The sequence below is a fragment of the Herbaspirillum sp. GW821-FHT09A12 genome (assembly GCF_059418325.1).
This window is the reverse complement of sequence record NZ_JBWKPR010000013.1, coordinates 112,340-131,500: the sequence shown is the minus strand read 5'-3', so window position 1 is coordinate 131,500 and position 19,161 is coordinate 112,340. Positions and strand designations below refer to the sequence as shown.

Below are 19,161 nucleotides of genomic sequence, written 5' to 3'. Positions count from 1 at the left end.
GGCACGGGTAAGGCATTATGTCCGCAGATTGGATGGGTGGTATAAGGTGGCTCGTATATGGACTTGAAAGGCTGCGGTATATCATTTGCCGTCATCGCATGCCATCGGCAGCGGACCGCGCAAGCGCCACGCAACGAACAACGAACAAGGGAAAGGAAAACACCATGGGCAAACTGAGCACGCACGTGCTGGACATCACCAAAGGCAAGCCGGGCGTCGGCGTGAGGCTGGCGCTGTATGCGGTCGAAGGCGGCAACAAGCGCCTGCTCAAGAATGCCGTCACCAACAGCGACGGCCGTTGCGACGAGCCGCTGCTGGCCGGCGACGAGGTGCGCGCCGGCAAGTATGAGCTGGTGTTCGCCGCCGGCGACTATTTCGCTGCGCAAGGCGTGGAAGTGCCATCGCCGCGGTTTGTCGACGAGGTGGTAATCGCCTTCGGTATCGCCGATCCGGCGCAGAACTACCACGTGCCGCTGGTGGTGTCGCCCTGGGCGTATTCGACGTATCGCGGCAGCTGATTCGGCGTTGTCCGCAAACAATGAGAAATCCGGCCGCCAAGGCCGGATTTTTTATTGGGCCGGTGTCGTATGGATATAACGATCATTGACCAGGGAGGTCAAGACATGATCCGCCCATGCGCCATTGATATGCAGGTAGGCGCGCGCCAGTCCTTCGCGTTCGAAGCCAAGCTTTGTCAGAAGCCGTGCGCTGCGCAGGTTTTCCGGGTGATGATTAGCCATCACCCGGTGCAGGCATAGCTCGTCGAAAGCAATTGTCAATGCGCATGCAAGCGCTTCGTGCATGAGACCTTGCCCTTCGCTCGCCGCATCGATGGAGAAGCCGAGATGGCAGGCTTGGAAGGGACCGCGGATGATGTTGGTGAAACTGCAGATGCCGGCGATGGCCGCCGGCTGGTGTTGGAGAGAAAACAGTAGATGCAGTGCCGAGCCTTCATGAATCTGAGCGGTTTGTTCATCCAACTGGGCTTCGGCAGCAGCAAGGGTAAAGTAGGCCGGGGCGCGTTCCGGTTCCCAGACCTGCAGTCGCTGGCGGTTGCGCAACCGATAGTCCAGCAGTGCAGTAGCATCTTGCAGTCCCGCCGGGCGCAAGGTCAGGCGGGACGTTTGCAAGGAGGTCTGCAAGGCAGGCATGGCTCAGAACTCGTTCTGCAGTTTCTTGTACCCCTGCACCAGCTCGTTGTTGGTGCGGGCCACGTCTTCCGAGAATTCGGAGGCGGCCACCGAGACGCGGGCGATGGTCGAGAGGTCGGTCTTGGGGCCGATGCGTTCGGTCGACGGGACATAGAAACCCGGCGGCAGGTCGCAGCCGTCGACCACGGCGTTGTGGCGCACCACGCAGCCTTTGCCGATGCTGCAATTGAACAGCACGCTGTTGAAGCCGATGAAGGCTTCGTCGCCGACGGTGCAGGGGCCGTGCACGATGGCGCGGTGGGCGATGGAAGTGCGCTCGCCGATGGTGACCGCGGCGCCGGACTTGGAGTGGATCACCACGCCGTCCTGGATATTGGAGTGGGCGCCGATGACGATGGGTTCCATTTCGCCGTTGGCGTCGACCTCGTCGGCGCGGATCACGGCATAGGGGCCGATGAAGACGTTCTCATGGACGATCACCTTGCCGCACAGGATGGCGGTCTGGTCGACGTAGGCGGATTCGTGGACTTGGGGCCGGTGGCCGGATGGGTTGCGGCGAAGCATGGGGATGCGCTCTCCTTGGTCTGGAATGGGCTGGTTGCCGTTTCTGTCCGCCGACTCGCGTTCGGCAGGGCGGGCAAACCGGGTAGCGATCATACCTTGTTTGGGACGCGGTCGCGTCGGCGCGGGCGTTCAGGAGGCGAGATCGCCGTTTTCCTTGTCCGAAGTACAGGTAGACAATATAATGATAATCATTCTCAAAATAAGAGAGTGAGTATTAAAGTGAAAAACAGAGCGTTTCGCCCGGCCATCGGCGCATGCCGGCAGCGGTGCAGGAACGCCAGCCATCGGGAAACGGTCGGCAGTTCGACAACCGTGCAGGCGAGGGCCAGTCATATCAACCGGATGCGATGCAAGGCCGATACAAGGCTGATACAAGGCATTTTCCGCATCCATCCGCCCTCGCAGCATCGCCAGTCATGGCCGCCGTCAACATATCGGCAGCCTAGCCCGCACAGAACATCCCTTCCAGCAGAAGCGCCTCCTGAGGCCGTCCGATTCGCGCCAAACGAAACGGCATCCGTACGTACGGGCATTCATGCCCGTCGCATGCGTGTGCCGTTTCCCTGGCTGAACCTCATCCAGAGTGTGACCAGAAAACCAACATCGCAAACTTCGAAAGGAATAAGTTCATGAAGCGTCTGGCAATCGTATCGAGCCTGCTTTCCACCCTCGTGCTGGCAGTGCCGGCATCTGCGCACCAGATATGGCTGCAGCAGGACGCCAAGGGCGCGCAGCTCTACTTCGGCGAGTTCGGCGAAAACCTGCGTGAAGCCTCGCCCGGCCTGCTCGACAAGTTCGTGAGCCCGAGCGCGGTGCTGATCGGTTCCAACGGCGACCGTACGCTGGCGTTGAGCAAGCAGTCCAATGCCTTCGCGTTGTCGGCCAGGGCCGGCAGCGGCGAGTCCATCGTGGCCGAAGAAGCGCACTACCCGGTGTTCGAGAACAAGCGTGGCGGCGGCACGCCGACCCTCACCGCGTGGACCCCGGCGGCGCGCCTGGTAACGTCCAACGCAGCGCAGGAGCCGCGCCTGACGCTGGACCTGCTGCCCACCGGCAAGCCGGGCGAATTCAAGGTGACCTACAAGAACGCGCCGCTGCCCAAGGCCAAGGTCGGCCTGGTGGTGCAATCGGGCTGGATGAAGGAAGCCTATTCGAACGAACAGGGGCTGGTGCATTTCGACATGCCGTGGCAAGGCGCCTACGTGGCTGAGGTGCACCATACCGACAAGGTGAGCGGCGAGCGCGACGGCAAGGCCTTCGATACGGCCAGCTTCGTGACCACGCTGTCGTTGGTGCAGCCCAAGGGCATCAAGGCGCTGCCGGCCGGCCCCGCGGCTAAGCCCAACAAGTAATCAAGTCATCGCGGCAAGCAAGCGAACACCATGAAATCAACGACGCAATCCGGCCCGACGATGCTGTACCGCCTGGCCGTTCTTTCGCGCGTAGCCGCCGCCATCTGCGGCGGTTACGCGCTGGCCGGCTTGTGCACTGCATCGCTGGCCGTATGGCTGCCGATGGCGCGGGCCGATGCCGTGATGACGGTCACCATGCTGTCATTCGCCATCCATGCCTGCGCCGTGATCTGGGTGTTCGCCGCGCGCGATGCCTGGCGCGCCTGGATCGGCCTGGGCTTACCCACGCTGGCGCTGGCGGCGGCGTATTGGCTGGGCCGGAGCGCGTCATGAGGGAAGGTTTTCGCCAGTCGATGGCATGGCTGCACACCTGGAGCGGCTTGTTGGTGTGCTGGGTATTGCTGCTGGTGTTCGCCGGCGGCACCGCCAGTTATTTCAAGGACGAGATCACGTTCTGGATGAAGCCGGAACTGCATGCCGGCGCCGGCGAACAAGTGGCGCCGGCGGTGGCCTTGCAGCATGCGGTGGCGTATTTGGAGCAAGAGGCGCCGCAAGCCGAGCGCTGGTTCATCAGCCTGCCGTCCGAACGCAGCCGCGCCATGCAGGCAGGCTGGATCAGCCCGCCGCCCAAGGATGGCGCCCAGGGCGCATCGCGCAGCCGCTTCAAGAGCGAGACCCTCGATCCCGCCAGCGGCCAGAAGATGGCCGCCGTGCGCGAGACCCGTGGCGGCGAGTTCCTCTACCGCCTGCATTTCGACCTGCACTACATGCCGGCTATCTGGGCGCGCTGGATCGTCAGTGTCTGCGCGATGTTCATGCTGGTGGCGATCATCAGCGGCGTCATCACGCACAAGCGCATCTTCAAGGATTTCTTCACCTTCCGTCCGGGCAAGGGGCAGCGCTCCTGGCTGGACGCGCACAATGCCACTGCCGTGCTGGCCTTGCCGTTCCACCTGATGATCACCTATACCGGGCTGGTCACGCTGATGTTCATGATCATGCCGTGGGGCGCTCAGGCCGCTTATCGGGACAAGGGGGGCGAAGCCGCTTTCTTGGAAGAAGTCTTCCCGGTCGGCGCCGGGCGCGCCAAGCCGGCCGGCGTGCCTGCGCCGCTGGCAGCGATGGCGCCGATCGTCGAGCAGGCCAGCCGGCATTGGAACGGCGCGTCGCTGGCCACTATCGTGGTCAACAATCCGGGCGACGCCAACGCCACCATCGTCGTCACCCGCCAGAAAACGCACACCCTGTCTTACCTGCAGCCGGGCATGCTATTCAACGGCGTCACCGGTGCGCCGGTCTCGGCCATGGGCGACGACCCCAGCGCCGCGGCGGTCACGCGCGGCGCGCTGTACGGTTTGCATATAGCGCATTTCGCCGACCCGTGGCTGCGCGTGCTGTTCTTCCTGTGCGGCTTGTCGGGCTGCGTGATGGTCGCCAGCGGCGCGTTGCTGTGGGCGGTCAAGACGCGCCAGAAGCAGGCCAAGGCCCTGGCGCAGGGCGCGCGCCGCACGTTCGGGCTGCGCCTGGTCGACGCGCTCAACATCGGTGCCATCGCCGGTTTGCCGATCGCCTTCGCCGCCTATTTCTGGGCCAACCGCCTGCTGCCGGTGGGCTTGCCGCAGCGGCCGCAGATGGAGATCACCTGCTTCTTCGCGGCCTGGGCCGCTGCCGCCGTGCTGGCGCAGATCCGCCCGACGATGGGCATGTGGCGCTTCCAGTTGTCGGTGGCGGCGGCGATGTTCATCGGCATACCCATCCTCAACGTTTTCACCACGCACTCCCATCTGGGCGTAACGCTGTTGCTGGGGCGCGGGCCGTGGCCGGTAGCCGGTTTCGACATTACCGTGCTGCTGCTGGGCAGCGCGCTGGCGCTGGCGGTGCGCGCGCTCAACCGGCGCGAAAAGAAACAGGCCAAGGCGGCTGCCACCGGCGCCAAGGCCGAGCCGGGCAAGCTCAAGGAGGCGGCATGAATCCCTTCGGTGTTGCGCTGGCGATGGTGCTCGGTTATTGCGCCTGGAGCGCCTTGTCCATGGCGATGGACCGCCATTACGCGGATATTCACGGCCGCGGCGCCGAACCCGACGCCGCGCAGCGCAGGCGCCTGCGCTGGCTGGGCACGCTGGGCATCGTCCTGACTTGCGCGGTGGCGGTGGCGATGCTGGGCTGGACCATCGGGCCGGTCGGCTGCATCGGTTTCCTGACCATGGCGGGCGTGCTGCAGGTGTTGTCGCTGACGTATGCGCCGGCACGCGTTCCGGTTTTTTCGCGCTGGCTGGCGTATGCGGCGCCGGTGCTGGCGGGGCTGTGGCTGTTGTGATCCGGTGCGCATCGGGCGCTTGATACGGATCAAGGCCGCACGCGGCGATATGGTTTCAAATCGCTTCTTCTCTCTGTTGTTTCTTTGTTGTTTTTCAGGGCTGCGGCAATATGCCGCAGCCCTTTTTTCATCCCGGCCGGAGTGGCTAAGTGCTTGTGTCGAAAGGGCTTTTCTTCACAGCTGTGAAGAGGCCGGCAGGCGCTGCCCAACGGGCTTCCGCGCATGCCGTGGCGGCCATGCTAGATTCGCGCGATGGGGAACGAACACAATCATCGGCGCGCATACATGCTGCTCTCGGCGCCTGCCGTATGGAGCGCGATCGTGCTGATGCTGGCCGTCGCGCTGTTGCCGACCGTATCGCGTCTGGCCGCGGCGATGGCCGATGGCCAGCGGGCCTTCTTGCAGGAAATCTGCAGTGCCTCTTCCGCCGCCGATGGCAAGGACGCGCCGGCCCCGCTGAAGTCGATGGCGGCATGCCCTTATTGCCTGCTGCAAGCCGAGTTGCCTTATCCGGTCCGGCCGGCGGCGCTTGCCGCCGTGGTGCTGCAACCGTTGTACTTCCTGCCGCGCCTGTTCCATCTGGAGCCATCCCGGCTGTTCGCCTGGATCAATGCCCGGTCGCGCGCGCCGCCGACTGCCTGATCCTTCCTCCCTTCTTTCTCCTGATTCTTTCAGCCGACCATCAAGGCGGGATTGCACGCGCAATCCCGCCCACCGTATTTTCGCCGTTCGCCATGAGCCAACTACCAGTCGTCCATTCGTCATCCATCCCGTCATCCATCCGCTTCAAACCGCGCCCGCTGATGCTGGCCTTGCTCTCCGCCTGGAGCGGCGCCGCGCTGGCGCAGGCCGCGCAGGCTGTGCCGGCCGATACTGCACCCCAGGGCGCCGATGCCTTGCCCGTCATCGAAGTGCGCGAGGCCGCCTCGGTGCCCGAGCGCAAGCAACTGCCGCAGACCAGCGCCAGCGTCACGGCCGCGACGGCCGCCGACAGCATCAACGTCACCGACACTGCCGATGCATTGAAGTATCTGCCCAGCCTCTCGGTGCGCAAGCGCTACATCGGCGACACCCAGGCGCCGCTGGCCACGCGCACCACCGGCGTGAATGCCAGTGCGCGCAGCCTGGTGTACGCCGACGGCATCCTGCTCTCGGCGCTGGTGAACAACAACAACGGCAACGGTTCGCCGCGCTGGTTCATGGTGGCGCCGGAAGAGATCGAACGCATCGATGTCATGTACGGCCCGTTCGCGGCCGAATACCCCGGCAATTCCTACGGCGCGGTGACCGAGATCACCACGCGCATGCCGCAGCAGTTCGAGGCCAGCGTCAAGGCGCTGTATTCGCAGCAGGATTTCAGCCAGTACGGCAATGGCGGCACCTACCGGGCGCAGGAGTACAACGTCTCGCTGGGCAACCGCAGCGGCGCGCTGGCATGGCGCTTCTCCGCCAACCACCTGGACAGTTTTTCGCCGCCGGTGACCTATATCACCTCCGGCGCCATCCCGGCCGGCACTAGCGGCGCGGTGGCGGCGCAGGACCGCACCGGCAAGCCGATCTACGTGCTGGGCGCCGGCAACCTGACGCATACCGTGCAGGATGCCGCGCGGCTGAAGCTTTCCTATGACTTCACGCCCACGCTCACGGCTACTTACACGCTGGGCCTGTGGCAAAACCAGGCCAATGCCAACCCGCAAACCTTCCTCAAGAATGCGTCCGGCGCGCCGGCCTATGGCAGCGGCTTTTCCAGCAACAGCGTGGACCAGCAGCAGTGGATGCAGGGCCTGGAGTTGCGCAGCAAGAGCGGCGGCGCGTGGGACTGGCAAGTCGCGGCCAGCAGCATGTCGGCATCGCGCGACCTGACGCGCACTTCGACTGCGGCCTTCCCGGCCGGGCAGGGCGGCGGCGCGGGCACCATCGCCGACGCCAGCGGCACCGGCTGGAGCACGCTCGACGCCAAGGGGATCTGGCGGCCGGAAGACGGCGCCGGACAGCGCGGCACGCACACGGTCAGCTTCGGCGCGCATTACGACCGCTACACGCTGGCCACGCCGACCTGGAACACCGCGGACTGGATCGCCGGCGGCAACGGTGCGCTGGCGTCGGACTCACGCGGCAAGACCGAGACCTCGGCGCTGTGGGCGCAAGATGTCTGGCGCCTGGCGCCGGCACTCAAGGCCACGCTGGGTGCGCGCTACGAGTGGTGGCGTGCGTTCGATGGCTATAACTTTTCCACCACCGGCGGCGCCGGTTTTCCGGTGAACCAGCCGCAGGTCAGGCAGGACGGGGTGTCGCCCAAGGCCTCGCTGGCCTGGGCCGTCAACGATGATTGGCTGGCCACGCTGTCGACCGGCCGCGCCTTGCGCTTCCCGACCGTAGGCGAGCTGTACCAGAACGTGCTGGCCGGCGGCGTCTACCTGCAAGCCAATCCCTACCTGAAACCGGAGAAAGTGTGGTCGACCGAACTGGCCATCGAGCGCGCGCTGGCCGAAGGGCGCGGCAAGTGGCGCGTTTCGCTGTTCGAGGAACGGGTGTCGGATGCGCTGATTTCGCAGTCGTCGACGCTGGGCAATAACGTGGTGTCGTTCACGCAGAACGTCGACAAGACGCGCCAGCGCGGCATCGAGGCCGCCTTCGAGCGGAACGACCTGATGCTGCGCGGCTTGTCATTGAACGGCAGCGTGACCTATGTGGATGCGCGCATCCTGGCCAACAGCGGTTACGTGCCGACCGTCGCCGGCGCCACTTCGGTGGGCAAGCGCACACCCTATGTGCCGCAATGGCGGGCGACGCTGGTGGCGACCTACAAGCCGGACGACCGCTGGAGTTACACCCTGGCCGGCCGTTACAGCGCACGCGTGTATGCCACGGTGGACAACACCGACGTCAACAGTCACACCTACCAGGGCTTCGACGGCTACACCGTGTTCGACGCGCGCGTGCGCTATCGCTTCGACCGGCATTGGAGCGGCGCGCTCGGCGTGGATAACCTGACCAACCGGGATTATTTCCTGTTCCATCCGTTCCCGCAGCGGACGGCGTTTGCGGAGTTGAAGTACGACTTCTGATCGGTGACGCCGGGTCCTGACTTGCGTCAGGACGACGGTCGTGGGTCAGGCCGCCTTTTCCTTGCGCGGTTCGCCCAGTCCCATTTCCTTGCGGAAGATATCTTCCATCTCGCGCCGCACCCGGATCGCCTCGCGCGAAGCATCGATGGCCACGTCCGCCCAGCTCACCGTCTGGCCGGCGGCCACCGGCCGCTGCAGCACGATGCCATGCGCCAGCCCGATGGGCAGCGCCTCGCGGTTGAGCGAGGCGGCGGCCGGCATCAGCTTGCCGTAGACCATGTAGCCGCCTTCGCCATCGAGTTTTTCGCCCGGCTTGAGGTCGCGCTTGGCGACGGCTACCGTGTCGCCCGCGAATCCCCGCGTGTCGCCGGTCGGCTGGCCGCGCACCGCGATGCTGGCGACCGAATAGCCCAGCTCCAGGCCGATCAGGTGATAGGGTTTGTACATGGAAGCGAAGCGGCCGCTGGCGTCGGTCTTCAGGCCGTATTGGGCGAAGCAGTCGCGCACGTAGTCGGTGGGCGCTTCGAAGGTAACGTAGACGCCCCAGCGCAGGTCGCGGAATACCGGACGGCCGTCGCGTTCCAGCGAGGAAACCACTTCCACCGTGCCCGAGTGCTGCAGGATGCCGCCGGCCGCTTGCGGACGCAGCACGGTCGGCAGGTCGTCCACGCCGCAGGGCGGGAAGGCCAGGCCGGCATCGGCCGGGCGCAGGCCGCAGGCGTTGGAGACGGCGGCCATCTCCAGCGCCGATTTGGTGCCGTCGAGGAAGGAGTTGAACATCTGCGGGTTGAAGTCGCCGCCGGCCACCTGTGCTTCGCTGAAGCCGTAGTGGCCCCACACCGTGTCCGGGGTGGACTGGTGATAGACCGGCAGGTACTTGGTGCCCTTGCCGGCGCAGACCACCTCGAAACCGGAGGTGCGCGCCCAGTCCACCATCTCGGCGATCAGCGCCGGCTGGTCGCCGTAGGCCATCGAGTAGATGATGCCGGCTTCGGCCGCGCGCCGCGCCAGCAGCGGGCCGGCCAACGCATCGGCCTCGACGTTGACCATGATGATGTGCTTCTTGTGTTGGCAGCACAGCAGCGTGTGGCGGATGCCGGCGGCCGGGTTGCCGGTGGCGTCGATCACGATGTCCAGCTCGGGCCGTGAAATCAGCGCCTCGGCGTCATCCTGCACGAAGGTGCTGCCGTGCCGCAACGCCTCGTCCCACGAACGCGCGGCATATTGTTCGGCTTTCCAGCCGACCCGCTGCAGCGATTGCTGCGCGCGCTGCGGCGACAGGTCGGCAATGCCCAGCAGGTGCACGCCCGGCGTGCGCGGCACCTGCGACAGGAACATCGATCCGAACTTGCCGGCCCCGATCAGGCCCACCCGCACCGGCTTGCCTTGTTCGGCCAGCGCTTTCAGTTGATTGAACATCGTTGCCATGTCGTCTCCTCGCGTTGATGTTTGATGTGTAAGGCCTGCGGGGCCGGTGCGTTTGCCGTTATCCGTTTGTCGCTATCCGGCCATCGTTGTAGCGAAAAGAGTAGCATTGGGATTTTCACGCGTAAATGTCGAAATTTGCACATTTGTCGTGCGATAAATCACATATCCAACAGGGCTCAACGATGAGGAAATTCGACTGGGACGACTTGCAAGCCTTTCTCGCGGTGGTGCGCGCGGGGCGCCTGACGGTGGCGGCGCGCAAGCTGGGGGTGGACCATTCCACGCTGAGCCGGCGCATTGCCGGGCTGGAGCAGGCGATCGGGGCCACGCTGTTCGACCGCCGTGCGGCCGGTTATGCATTGACCGCCGAAGGCGAGCGCCTGGTGCCGGATGCCGAGGCCATGGAAAACCTGGCGATCCGCATCCGCTCGCGCCAGGACGATGCGGCCCAGGGCCTGACCGGGTCGGTGCGCATCGGTACGCCGGAAGCATGGGGCACCTATTTCCTGGCGCCTGAGCTGAAGGAACTGGCGCGCCTGCATCCCGAGCTGGAGGTGGAGCTGGTGGCCAATCCGCGCATGTTCAGCCTTTCCAAGCGGGAGGCCGATATCGCGGTGAGCATGACGCGGCCCGAAAAGGGCCGGTTGATCGCGCGCCGCCTGAACGACTATGAGCTGGGCGTCTATGCCGCGCACAGCTATCTGGCCGAACATGGCGAGCTCACCGGGCGCCGCCAACTGGAGCAGCATCGCTGGGTCGGCTATATCGAAGACCTGATGTGGTCTTCCGAGCTGGATTATCTGGGGGAAATTTCGGCCTCACTGGCGCCGCACATCCGGATTTCCAACGTGATCAGCCAGGTACAGGCGGTGGCCGCGGGCGTCGGCCTGGGGGTGTTGCCATGTTTTCTGGCGCGGCGGGAGCCGGGGCTGGTCAGGGTCTTGCCGGGTGAGATCAGCCTCACGCGCTCTTATTGGTTGCTTACGCATGCCGATGCGCGCGACCTGGTGCGGGTACAGGTGGTGGCGGATTTCATTATCAGCCGTCTGGCTGCGCGTGGCGGGGATTTCTGGATGGATACGGCGTAGCCGGCTGGTATCAGGAAGGACGATAAAGCGCCGGCGTTTAGCCGCTGCGCGCTTTCTCAATGGTTTCGCGCGCCGCTTCCAGCATGGCGGCGGGCTCGGGGGCGTTGGATTCCAGGTAATGGTTTTCCAGCGTGACGGCAAGGTTGCTCATCTTTTCCGACAGCTCGGCCAAGGCCACGCTGAGTTCGCACATCAAGGCGGAGATGTTTTTCGGCGATTGGTCCATGGCTGCTTCCTTTTCAGAGTGCGATCCTCCCTGTTGGCATGTCCTGAAATTCAGTGTGGCGCCAGCAAAGCAGGTACAAACCGATTACGTTGCACGTTCCTGATTATTCTATGACGAATATTCGTTGGACTGTTGGACGTATCAAAGGTGCGGGGAAAAAATATAAGAAGAAGGGAAATTGTTTGGCGATATGGCAATCATGCGCGCCATTGCCTTGCGCGGCCGGCAAGCCCGGCAAGATCTGGAACAGGTTCTTACAGGTATTTCACTTCGATGGTGGCCGAGCCGTCCAGCGGTATGTCCTGGTTCAGCGGCAGTTCTTCGGCCTTGTTCAGTACCGGGTACACGCTGATCTGGGTCGACAGCACCTTTTGCGCGGCCGGTTGCGCACCGTTGCCGGTGAAGGAGAAATACTGGCCTTCGTGCTGGATGTAGCCGCTGCCGGCATTCCAGTTGTTGCCATTGTCGGTGGAGACGATGCTGGTGACGCTGCGGCCGTCCGCGGTGGTGCCATTTTCGAAGGAAAGTACGTAGCCGCCGACCTTCTTGCCGGCCACGGCGCCCAGGCCGAAGTTGTATGCGTTGCCGGCCTGGATGCTGTCGGTAATGCCGGCCACGCGGGAGGAGGCGCGGTTGTCGACGACGGTCAGGGCGATCTTGGCGGCGGCGTTGCAGCTCACGGTCAGGGCGATCTGGCGGGCCGGCAGGGCGGTGGTTTGGCCGTGGCGCAAGGCGCCGGCCGAAATGTTGCCATAGTTGACCACGCCATCGGCGGCCAGGGTCGGGGTGCAGGCCGCCGGGCGGATCACGCCGGTGACCTTCAGCTCCACCGACGGCGCCGCATGCGACAGGCTTGCTGCGTTTGCGGCGGCAACCAGGGTCAGCATGTTCAGGAGGCGTTTGATCATCGGTTCGGCTTGTCGGTAAGCGCAATGGGTTGCGCGATGTAGCCATTCTCCCGATACCGGCCTCGCAGTTATATGGGAAAAGTCTCAAAAATCTTCTGATATGTACATTCCTTCCACATTCCTCCCGTATTCCTCCTGCATTCCTTCATGCAGCGCTACCCCATGGAAAAGCCCGCGCAGGCTCAATGGCGGGCCCGGTACCAGGCTTGCCCTATCCATTCGCGCATGGCGTAGCTGGATAGCTGCAGGTTCGATGCGGCAGGGAAATAGTCGGTGAGCCGCGGGCTTGCCGCGCTGGTGAAGACGGTCGGGGCCGGCGTGACCTTGAGCCCGGCGCCGGAAAAGGCGCGCACCGAGCGCGGCATGTGGATGGCGTCGGTGACCAGCAAGATGCGTTCGACACTGGCGGCCTTGAGCAGCGCGGCCGACATGGTCGCATTGTCGTAGGTGGTGTTGGAGCGCTGTTCTTGCCAGCGCGCCTCGGCGCCGAGATCGCGGCGCAGGGTGCGCGCCATGAGTACGGCTTCGCTCTGGGCGGAGCCGTCGGGATTGCCGCTGGTGACCAGGATGGGCAATCCGGTCTTGCGCTGCAGATAGGCGCCGTATTGCAGGCGTTTCATGCCCATCGTGCTGGCTTCGTCGTCATTCCCGTATTCCGGCGCGTTACCCAGGCGCCCGGCGCCCAGGATGACAATGGCTTGCGCATCGCCGGCCGCCGCCAGCGGCGGGTATTGGCCCTCCAGCGGCCGCACCAGCAGCATGGCGCCGGCGCGCGTGCTCAGCACCAGCAACATGGCCACGCCCAGAAAGATCAGCAGATTGCCGGCTTTGCGCATGCGCCGGCGCAGCAAGAAGCCCGTCGCGCAGAGCAGGAGCGAGTTGACAGGCGGAAGCAGCAGGGCGCTGGCGATGGCGGAAAGCAGGACGGAAAAAGGCATTAGTGGCGGCAGTCGGGAGGCGAAAGTCGTTTCATTGTCGGCCATCTCAATGTTTTGATCTAGCATTGCCGCGGCGAAGAAAAGGGAGGCGGGTTGCCTTGCCGCACGGAACACCGCAAAATCTGGTCATCTCAAAGGGAAGGGCGAATGCCCCGGGGAACAGAGTGATACGTCTTGTCTTGTTGTTGCTGGGGGCGGATTTCATCCGCCGCAATTGGCATGTGCTGGCAATCGTCGGCCTGGCCTGGGGCGCCATCGGCGTTTCGCTGATGATCGATGCCCTGGACGGCGTGCTCAATTTTCCATTGTCCCTGTTCGGCTACCTGCTGTTGCTGGAAAGCCTGGCGACCCTCTGGGTCGCCAACAGCGGCATCGGCGCGCAGAAAACCCTGCGTTACGTCAAGGGCGGGATTTTCCTGCTGATCGCGCTGCTCATCATTACGCCGTACCACGCCAATAACATGGCGCTGGCCATGCTGTTCGGCACCGCCTTTGCCATCGGCGGCGGGCTGCAGATCACATCGGCATTGGTGGTGCGTTTCCCGCGCTGGCGCGCGGCGGTTGCCGGCGGCGGCGTGCAGATCATTCTCGCCATCATCTTTTTCCAGCCTTATCCCACCCACTACAAGGGCACGGTGCCGTTCTGCCTGGCACTGGGCCTGATCTTCGGCGGCTGGAACATGATCTGGCTGGCGCTGCGCACGCGCATGCTGCCGCAGCGCGTTTCGGTCGATATGCTGGCCCAGCGCAATAGCACGGATGGACGTCCATTCGATGCCGGCCTGTATCGCGGCGACGAAGCGATGAAGCCGATGCTGCAAGCCGGCGGCGGCGCGCTGGGCAAGGGATGGAAAGCGCCGGCGGCCAGGGAAACAAGCCCCGGCCGGCAGAGCGGGGAAGGGGAAATTTTGCCGCCAGATCAAGATGGCGATCGGCCTTCCATGACGGTGCACGTATGGACGCCCACCGGCAGCGCCAAAGGGCCGGCGCGGCGCCAGCCGGTGATCGACCGCTACATCGCCGCGGTCGACACCAATGGCGTGATCTCCACCGGCCATGCCGCGCTGGAAGTGTCGCCCGACCTGTACATCAGCCTGTATCCGGCCGAAGAGATCGACCGCTCGCCCGACCAGTTCGCCCGCCTGTTGCGCGCCACCGTCGATAACGACGTCAAGGGGCGTTACCTGAGCGACTACCCGAGCGAAGCCGCGTCATGGTGCGAGTCGACCGAGAAGATCGTCTTTCGCGACTACAGCCGCCAGCGGCTGGATGGCTTCTGGAGCCGCTATCGCCAGAAGGAAATCTACAACCTGACCTACCGCAATTGTTCCAGCACCGTGGCGCATGCATTGGAGGCCGCGCTGGAGGGCGTCATCGGTGCGCGCGACCGGCACTGGTTCAATGCGGTCAGGATGATGTTCACCCCGGAGATCTGGGTGGCCAGCCAGATCCACAAGCGCGCCCAGACCATGGCCTGGACGCCGGGGCTGGTGCTCGATTACTCGCGCGCGCTGCGGGCGGTGGTGCATCCGCGTCCCTTGTCGTGGGCGGCATCGCTCCAACTGGCCTTGCGCCAGAGCCGGCGGCTTCGGGAGATATGGCGGGCGCGCAGCAGTTACGACGAGCGGCGCGAACCCTGACATTTGGGAGACAGCATGAACATGCGACAGGCAGCGCCGTTGTTACCCCAGGAGCATTGGTTGGACGCCGCCGACGGCACCCGCCTGTTTTGCCGCGACTGGCTGTTGCCCGGCGCGGCGGCGGCGGTGCAAATGGTGCACGGGCTGGGGGAGCATGGCGGACGTTATGCGGAGCTGGCGCAGTTGTTCAACGAGTCCGGGATGTCGGTGCGCGTGTGCGACCATCGCGGCCACGGCAATTCCGGGGGACGCCAGGGCAGTCTGGCGCGACCGGACGATCTGCTGCAAGACCTCAAGCTCGGCTTCGACGACTTTGCGCGCCGCACGCAGTGCATGCCGATCCTGTTCGGCCATAGCATGGGCGGCCTGGTGGCGGCGCGTTTCGCCACCGGCGGGTTCAGCCCGGTGCGGGCGCTGGCGTTGTCATCGCCGGCATTGGCGCTGGATATGCAGGGTTGGCAGAAAGTGTTGCTGGCGCTATCGAGCCGCGTGGCGCCGGGCTATTCGTTGCCGACAGCATTGCCTGCCAGCCGTATTTCACACGATCCCGAACAAGTCGCGGCCTATCGGCGCGACCCGCTCAACCACGGCAAGATCGCGCCGCGCATGCTCAATTTCATGCTGGATGCCATGCAGCAGGCCGTGCGCGCGGCCGGCCAGTTCGAGCAGCCGGTGCTGATGCAGGTGGCGGGCGACGATGCGTTTGTTGCTGCGCGCGGCAGCCGTGACTTTTTCGATGCCTTGCCGGCCGGCCGCAAGACCATGCATTGGTACGGCACGGCCTACCACGAGATATTCAATGAGGCGCCGGAAATCCGGAACCAGGTCAAAAACGATCTGCGCCAATGGCTGGCGCAATTGCCGAGGGATGCGTGAAGCAAGGATGACGGGTGGGCACGGGTTCGGAAATTAACCGGAAATTACCCATGTAAAGAGGCTTTCGGGCGCTTTCACGCCCATGCATCAGCTTCAGGGCTGTCCGCTGGGGACATTGCTGAAGGCGCAACGGCTGTCGAATCCGACGAAGCCCGGCGCGCAGGCGCAGCCGCCCAGCGCCAGCAGCAGCGTGATGGCAGCGACAGTGGAGGCAAGACGCATCATGCGTATTCTTTCGTTCCGGTTTGCAAACCTGCGAGTGTAATGGCCCGTCAGGCTTTTGCAAGATGCAGGGGAAGGCGGCGCGCGCCTGGCGGCATGCCATCTTGTCATTTCCGGTCGACGCCAGCCTTGCCGGAACGGCAAGCAAGATTGCCTGAAGGAAAAGAAACCTTGTTATCAATATCAATGATAAGAAGGCAAGATATGGAGAGAAACAGATTGGCGGATGAAAAAGAAAAAAGCGGCTTGTCCGCATTGCAATGCGACAATTACCGCTTTTTCAGAGTTGCCGTTTTTACTCCCCATCTCCTTGGGGACAAGGAGAGCCGGCCAACCGGGGAAGCTGATTACTTGACCGAAATCAGGTAGCGGGCGACCATTGCGCCGATCAGCAGGGTGTAGGGCAGGAAGTCGATAACGATGTTCATGATGAGCTCCGCAAAAAAGTTGATCTGTTGCGTTGCAATATATGTGTTCCATCGAAAAGCAGCCAATTTTGAATCCCAATATCAGTTATCGATTTCTTGAATAACTGGACCGGGCCCTGTGCGGATCAGCCCCGGATATCTGAAAACCTTTTGAGATCAATGGCTTGCGGCCAAGCCGTGGCGTAAAGGAAGCGCGCGTGCAGCGATGTGCCGGGGAAAAGACATCGTCGCGCGGTGTTTCATCCGCGCGACATGCCAGCATTGGGGCCGCAGGGGGAGTTATTGCCCGGCCAGGCTCATCTTCAGGCCGCGTATATCGGAGGCAATGCGGATGGTGTAGGCGGCGCCGTTCTTCACCGCCAGCGTGATCTTGTTCTGGTCGGTATAGCCGGGCGAGTTGAGGGTATGGACCGGTTTGACGCTGAATACGTAACTGCCCGGCTTGAGCCAGATCGACAGGTGTTCGCCGCCGGTGATCTGCGCCAGCACCACGTCGTTGATCGCCAGCTCCAGCATTTCATTGTTGAGCATGCCGCTGTCGCGGGTGAACTCGATCCGGTTCAGCCCGCTTTCCTGCTGCGTCATGCTTTTGATATAGACGCGCGACGGCGGAATGTCCCCGCTGGCGGTTCGTTCGACCGGAGACGCGCACCCCGCCAGGGCGATCACGGTTGCACATGCTGCGAGCGCTTTGATCATGTTCCTCATCCTTGTGTTTTTGATGGTGTTTCTGCTGGAGCCGGCAACGATAGCACGTCAGGCCCGGTTGCCGCCTGCGGTCTGGTGCTGCGCCGCCGCCTCCCGTTCCAGTTGCAGCAGGTGCTTTTCTATCTCGAAGACATGGGCGTCGTCGCTGCCCAGTTCGCGCAGCGCCTGCGCCAGCAGCAGCAGGTATTCGCTGTTGCGCCCGCTGGGGCCGGCTGCACGGAAGATCTGGCGCGCGATTTCCTTCTCGCTGGCGGGGCCGGCGAAGGCGGCGTTTTCTTCTGAAGCGATGTAGATCAGGCCTTCGGCTTTTTCCGTGTCGCCAAAGTGGATGTCCGTCACCAGCCGCAGGTAGCCGTTCTTTTCGCGGTGGTCGAGATGGGCGAAGACGCCTGGGGTGATCAGGTAGGCCATGCCGGAGCAGATCGCATCGGCTTGCGGCACCAGCGTGACCACCCGGCCCGGCGCCTCGACGGTGCCGCGATGGTCGTGCGAACCCTGCCAGAAGCGGCGCGCCCAGCCGAGGATGTGGGCGGGACGCCGTTCTATGAAGGGGAAATCGGCCTTGAAGATGATGGAGCCGTAGCCGAACAGCCAGACGCTGTCGCGGCCTTCGAAGTGGGCCATCTGCTGGTTGATGGAGATCGTGTTGGCGGACATGGTGTCGGGGCAGGCGGACGGCGCGGCCGTCCCAAGCTGTCCATTATAAAACCGGCCATGGCGCCGCACCATCACATCGCACCATCACGCCGCACCATCATTCTGATGGACGGCACCCGAGACGCCGCGGCCCAACCCCAGGCGGGAGGTTGGAGCCGGGCGATTTGCCGGCGCCGGCATCCGCAAGAGACTGTTTGAGCATAAAATGGCGCCTGCCGGGGCTCGATGCACAGAGTTTGCGTGATTCCCGGCAGGTATTCGAGACTGCTTCATCCGAATTTTCAGGGGAATATCATGCGTGTTGTTGTCATGCTGTTGACGCTGATGGTCGGCGTGGTGCTGGCCGGTTGCGAGAAGACCGATTTTGAGAAGAAATCCGAATCCGACGCGAATGCGCGGCGGATTTTCAATCTCAAGCGCGAGGCGTCCAAGGACTGATATCTTCGCGTCCCGAAATGCAAAACAGCAGGTTTGCGCCTGCTGTTTTTTTTCGTGCCGGAAAAGTAGGGAGCGGGTCAGTGATGCGCTGCCGCCGTGACAACCGGCGCGCGCAGCGCCTCGGCGCATTCGCGCACCAGCGCCGGACCCCGGTAGATCAGGCCGGTATAGAGCTGTACCAGCGAGGCGCCGGCATCGATCTTGGCGCGCGCATCGGCGCCATTGAAAATGCCGCCCACGCCGATGATCGGCAGGGCGTCGCCCAGTTCGGCCTTCAGGCCGCGGATCACATGGTTGGACAAGGCGAACACCGGCTTGCCCGACAGGCCGCCGGCTTCATCGCCGTGCGGCATGCCGTTGACGGCGTCGCGCGTGATGGTGGTGTTGGTGCCGATGACGCCGTCGATCTGGTGCCGCAGCAGCGCGTCGGCCACGTTCTTGACCTGTTCGGCATCCATGTCCGGCGCAATCTTCAGGGCTACCGGCACATAACGGCCGTGGCGGTCGGCCAGGCGGCGCTGCGCCGACTTCAGTTGCGACAGCAGCGCATCCAGCTCGGAGGCGCCCTGCAACTGGCGCAGGTTCTTGGTATTGGGGGAAGAGATGTTGACCGTCACATAACTGGCGTAGGGATAGACTTTTTCCAGGCAATGCACGTAGTCCTCGGCGGCGCGCTCGATCGGCGTGTCGGCATTCTTGCCGATGTTCAGGCCGAGCACGCCCTGTTTTTCCTGGTAGAAGCGCGAGGCCTGGACGTTGGCCACGAAGGCGTCGACGCCGCCGTTGTTGAAACCCATGCGGTTGATCACCGCGCCGGCCGCCGGCAGGCGGAACATGCGCGGCAGCGGGTTGCCCGGCTGCGCGCGCGGCGTGACCGTGCCGACTTCGATGAAGCCGAAGCCCAGCGCGGCCAGGCCGTCGATGTAGGCGCCATCCTTGTCCAGCCCGGCGGCCATGCCGACCGGGTTGGGGAATTCAATGCCCATCACGGTGCGCGGGTCGCGGGCCGGCTTGGCGATGAGGTCGGTCAGGCTGTAATGCGCGGCGCAACGCAACGCCGGCAGCGTCAGGTGGTGGGCGGTCTCGGGTGCGAGGGAAAACAGCAGCGGCCGCGCGAGCGCGTAGAGGAATTTGTCGGACACGATGGAAATG

23 protein-coding genes are annotated in these 19,161 nt (G+C 64.0%); 11 read left to right on the top strand and 12 right to left on the bottom strand.

Annotated elements, in window-relative coordinates; all coding sequences use genetic code 11:
* Window positions 1–164 precede the first annotated feature (164 nt).
* Complete coding sequence (uraH, locus tag AC07N6_RS21035; RefSeq protein ID WP_494782102.1) at window positions 165–518, top strand: hydroxyisourate hydrolase; 354 nt, start codon at window positions 165–167, stop codon at window positions 516–518.
* A gap of 51 nt (window positions 519–569) precedes the next feature.
* Here the strand turns inward: uraH and AC07N6_RS21030 are convergent, their stop codons facing one another.
* From AC07N6_RS21030 to AC07N6_RS21020, 3 genes are all read right to left on the bottom strand, one after another.
* Window positions 570–1,151, bottom strand: coding sequence for a GNAT family N-acetyltransferase (locus AC07N6_RS21030; protein WP_494782101.1), 582 nt, complete (start codon window positions 1,149–1,151; stop codon window positions 570–572).
* Window positions 1,152–1,154: 3 nt separating this feature from the next.
* Window positions 1,155–1,715, bottom strand: coding sequence for a gamma carbonic anhydrase family protein (locus AC07N6_RS21025; RefSeq protein WP_141913077.1), 561 nt, complete (start codon window positions 1,713–1,715; stop codon window positions 1,155–1,157).
* A gap of 129 nt (window positions 1,716–1,844) precedes the next feature.
* Complete coding sequence (locus AC07N6_RS21020) at window positions 1,845–2,108, bottom strand: hypothetical protein (RefSeq protein ID WP_494782100.1); 264 nt, start codon at window positions 2,106–2,108, stop codon at window positions 1,845–1,847.
* 236 nt (window positions 2,109–2,344) lie between these two features.
* Here AC07N6_RS21020 and AC07N6_RS21015 point away from each other — a divergent pair, with 236 nt between their 5' ends.
* From AC07N6_RS21015 to AC07N6_RS20990, 6 genes are all read left to right on the top strand, one after another.
* Window positions 2,345–3,067: a cobalt ABC transporter substrate-binding protein gene (locus AC07N6_RS21015; RefSeq protein ID WP_494782099.1), complete on the top strand. Its 723-nt coding sequence runs from the start codon at window positions 2,345–2,347 to the stop codon at window positions 3,065–3,067.
* A 30-nt stretch (window positions 3,068–3,097) separates the two neighbouring features.
* A complete protein-coding gene (locus AC07N6_RS21010) occupies window positions 3,098–3,400 on the top strand; it encodes a DUF3649 domain-containing protein (protein ID WP_494782098.1) in 303 nt (100 codons plus the stop codon).
* Window positions 3,397–5,037, top strand: a complete 1,641-nt coding sequence (locus AC07N6_RS21005; RefSeq protein WP_494782097.1) for a PepSY-associated TM helix domain-containing protein — start codon at window positions 3,397–3,399, stop codon at window positions 5,035–5,037. Before AC07N6_RS21010 ends, AC07N6_RS21005 begins: the two co-directional genes overlap by 4 nt.
* Window positions 5,034–5,384, top strand: coding sequence for a DUF3325 domain-containing protein (locus AC07N6_RS21000; RefSeq protein ID WP_494782096.1), 351 nt, complete (start codon window positions 5,034–5,036; stop codon window positions 5,382–5,384). Before AC07N6_RS21005 ends, AC07N6_RS21000 begins: the two co-directional genes overlap by 4 nt.
* A 285-nt stretch (window positions 5,385–5,669) precedes the next feature.
* Window positions 5,670–6,026 (top strand): DUF2946 family protein, encoded by a 357-nt coding sequence (locus tag AC07N6_RS20995; RefSeq protein WP_494782095.1) that lies wholly within the window; start codon window positions 5,670–5,672, stop codon window positions 6,024–6,026.
* A gap of 92 nt (window positions 6,027–6,118) precedes the next feature.
* On the top strand, window positions 6,119–8,452 hold the full coding sequence (locus tag AC07N6_RS20990; protein WP_494782094.1) for a TonB-dependent receptor: 2,334 nt from the start codon (window positions 6,119–6,121) through the stop codon (window positions 8,450–8,452).
* Window positions 8,453–8,497: 45 nt separating this feature from the next.
* Here AC07N6_RS20990 and AC07N6_RS20985 read toward each other — a convergent pair whose 3' ends face one another.
* Window positions 8,498–9,880: an NAD(P)H-dependent oxidoreductase gene (locus AC07N6_RS20985; RefSeq protein WP_494782093.1), complete on the bottom strand. Its 1,383-nt coding sequence runs from the start codon at window positions 9,878–9,880 to the stop codon at window positions 8,498–8,500.
* Window positions 9,881–10,062: 182 nt separating this feature from the next.
* Between AC07N6_RS20985 and AC07N6_RS20980 the strand changes: the two genes are divergently transcribed.
* A complete protein-coding gene (locus AC07N6_RS20980; RefSeq protein WP_494782092.1) occupies window positions 10,063–10,968 on the top strand; it encodes a LysR family transcriptional regulator in 906 nt (301 codons plus the stop codon).
* 37 nt (window positions 10,969–11,005) lie between these two features.
* Here AC07N6_RS20980 and AC07N6_RS20975 read toward each other — a convergent pair whose 3' ends face one another.
* From AC07N6_RS20975 to AC07N6_RS20965, 3 genes are all read right to left on the bottom strand, one after another.
* Entirely contained in the window at window positions 11,006–11,194 is a 189-nt protein-coding gene (locus AC07N6_RS20975) for a hypothetical protein (protein ID WP_494782091.1), read from the bottom strand.
* A 254-nt stretch (window positions 11,195–11,448) separates the two neighbouring features.
* A complete protein-coding gene (locus AC07N6_RS20970) occupies window positions 11,449–12,102 on the bottom strand; it encodes a DUF1120 domain-containing protein (RefSeq protein WP_494782090.1) in 654 nt (217 codons plus the stop codon).
* 182 nt (window positions 12,103–12,284) lie between these two features.
* Window positions 12,285–13,040 (bottom strand): YdcF family protein, encoded by a 756-nt coding sequence (locus tag AC07N6_RS20965; protein ID WP_494782089.1) that lies wholly within the window; start codon window positions 13,038–13,040, stop codon window positions 12,285–12,287.
* Between the two features lie 164 nt (window positions 13,041–13,204).
* Between AC07N6_RS20965 and AC07N6_RS20960 the strand changes: the two genes are divergently transcribed.
* Window positions 13,205–14,680: an HdeD family acid-resistance protein gene (locus tag AC07N6_RS20960; protein WP_494782088.1), complete on the top strand. Its 1,476-nt coding sequence runs from the start codon at window positions 13,205–13,207 to the stop codon at window positions 14,678–14,680.
* Between the two features lie 21 nt (window positions 14,681–14,701).
* A complete protein-coding gene (locus AC07N6_RS20955; protein ID WP_494782244.1) occupies window positions 14,702–15,556 on the top strand; it encodes an alpha/beta hydrolase in 855 nt (284 codons plus the stop codon).
* Between the two features lie 93 nt (window positions 15,557–15,649).
* Here AC07N6_RS20955 and AC07N6_RS20950 read toward each other — a convergent pair whose 3' ends face one another.
* From AC07N6_RS20950 to AC07N6_RS20935, 4 genes are all read right to left on the bottom strand, one after another.
* Window positions 15,650–15,781 carry a hypothetical protein gene (locus AC07N6_RS20950; protein ID WP_255517051.1) on the bottom strand — a complete coding sequence of 44 codons (132 nt, stop codon included), beginning with the start codon at window positions 15,779–15,781 and terminating at the stop codon, window positions 15,650–15,652.
* Window positions 15,782–15,961: 180 nt separating this feature from the next.
* Window positions 15,962–16,258: a hypothetical protein gene (locus AC07N6_RS20945; RefSeq protein ID WP_494782087.1), complete on the bottom strand. Its 297-nt coding sequence runs from the start codon at window positions 16,256–16,258 to the stop codon at window positions 15,962–15,964.
* A 227-nt stretch (window positions 16,259–16,485) separates the two neighbouring features.
* Complete coding sequence (locus AC07N6_RS20940) at window positions 16,486–16,905, bottom strand: NAD-GH domain containing protein (RefSeq protein WP_494782086.1); 420 nt, start codon at window positions 16,903–16,905, stop codon at window positions 16,486–16,488.
* A 57-nt stretch (window positions 16,906–16,962) separates the two neighbouring features.
* On the bottom strand, window positions 16,963–17,571 hold the full coding sequence (locus tag AC07N6_RS20935; RefSeq protein ID WP_494782085.1) for a gamma-glutamylcyclotransferase: 609 nt from the start codon (window positions 17,569–17,571) through the stop codon (window positions 16,963–16,965).
* A 294-nt stretch (window positions 17,572–17,865) separates the two neighbouring features.
* On the opposite strand from AC07N6_RS20935, the gene AC07N6_RS20930 reads away from it, so the two are divergent.
* Complete coding sequence (locus AC07N6_RS20930) at window positions 17,866–18,009, top strand: hypothetical protein (RefSeq protein WP_494782084.1); 144 nt, start codon at window positions 17,866–17,868, stop codon at window positions 18,007–18,009.
* A 77-nt stretch (window positions 18,010–18,086) separates the two neighbouring features.
* Here AC07N6_RS20930 and AC07N6_RS20925 read toward each other — a convergent pair whose 3' ends face one another.
* The gene (locus AC07N6_RS20925; protein WP_494782083.1) at window positions 18,087–19,151 is read right to left on the bottom strand and encodes a quinone-dependent dihydroorotate dehydrogenase; all 1,065 of its coding nucleotides are present in this window, start codon (window positions 19,149–19,151) and stop codon (window positions 18,087–18,089) included.
* Window positions 19,152–19,161 lie beyond the last annotated feature (10 nt).

Coding starts and splice junctions, on each gene's coding strand:
- uraH (WP_494782102.1), top strand. CDS start 165: ATGGGCAAACTGAGCACGCACGTGCTGGACATCACCAAAGGCAAGCCG.
- AC07N6_RS21030 (WP_494782101.1), bottom strand. CDS start 1,151: ATGCCTGCCTTGCAGACCTCCTTGCAAACGTCCCGCCTGACCTTGCGC.
- AC07N6_RS21025 (WP_141913077.1), bottom strand. CDS start 1,715: ATGCTTCGCCGCAACCCATCCGGCCACCGGCCCCAAGTCCACGAATCC.
- AC07N6_RS21020 (WP_494782100.1), bottom strand. CDS start 2,108: ATGGATGCGGAAAATGCCTTGTATCAGCCTTGTATCGGCCTTGCATCG.
- AC07N6_RS21015 (WP_494782099.1), top strand. CDS start 2,345: ATGAAGCGTCTGGCAATCGTATCGAGCCTGCTTTCCACCCTCGTGCTG.
- AC07N6_RS21010 (WP_494782098.1), top strand. CDS start 3,098: ATGAAATCAACGACGCAATCCGGCCCGACGATGCTGTACCGCCTGGCC.
- AC07N6_RS21005 (WP_494782097.1), top strand. CDS start 3,397: ATGAGGGAAGGTTTTCGCCAGTCGATGGCATGGCTGCACACCTGGAGC.
- AC07N6_RS21000 (WP_494782096.1), top strand. CDS start 5,034: ATGAATCCCTTCGGTGTTGCGCTGGCGATGGTGCTCGGTTATTGCGCC.
- AC07N6_RS20995 (WP_494782095.1), top strand. CDS start 5,670: ATGCTGCTCTCGGCGCCTGCCGTATGGAGCGCGATCGTGCTGATGCTG.
- AC07N6_RS20990 (WP_494782094.1), top strand. CDS start 6,119: ATGAGCCAACTACCAGTCGTCCATTCGTCATCCATCCCGTCATCCATC.
- AC07N6_RS20985 (WP_494782093.1), bottom strand. CDS start 9,880: ATGGCAACGATGTTCAATCAACTGAAAGCGCTGGCCGAACAAGGCAAG.
- AC07N6_RS20980 (WP_494782092.1), top strand. CDS start 10,063: ATGAGGAAATTCGACTGGGACGACTTGCAAGCCTTTCTCGCGGTGGTG.
- AC07N6_RS20975 (WP_494782091.1), bottom strand. CDS start 11,194: ATGGACCAATCGCCGAAAAACATCTCCGCCTTGATGTGCGAACTCAGC.
- AC07N6_RS20970 (WP_494782090.1), bottom strand. CDS start 12,102: ATGATCAAACGCCTCCTGAACATGCTGACCCTGGTTGCCGCCGCAAAC.
- AC07N6_RS20965 (WP_494782089.1), bottom strand. CDS start 13,040: ATGCCTTTTTCCGTCCTGCTTTCCGCCATCGCCAGCGCCCTGCTGCTT.
- AC07N6_RS20955 (WP_494782244.1), top strand. CDS start 14,702: ATGCGACAGGCAGCGCCGTTGTTACCCCAGGAGCATTGGTTGGACGCC.
- AC07N6_RS20950 (WP_255517051.1), bottom strand. CDS start 15,781: ATGATGCGTCTTGCCTCCACTGTCGCTGCCATCACGCTGCTGCTGGCG.
- AC07N6_RS20945 (WP_494782087.1), bottom strand. CDS start 16,258: ATGGAACACATATATTGCAACGCAACAGATCAACTTTTTTGCGGAGCT.
- AC07N6_RS20940 (WP_494782086.1), bottom strand. CDS start 16,905: ATGATCAAAGCGCTCGCAGCATGTGCAACCGTGATCGCCCTGGCGGGG.
- AC07N6_RS20935 (WP_494782085.1), bottom strand. CDS start 17,571: ATGTCCGCCAACACGATCTCCATCAACCAGCAGATGGCCCACTTCGAA.
- AC07N6_RS20930 (WP_494782084.1), top strand. CDS start 17,866: ATGCGTGTTGTTGTCATGCTGTTGACGCTGATGGTCGGCGTGGTGCTG.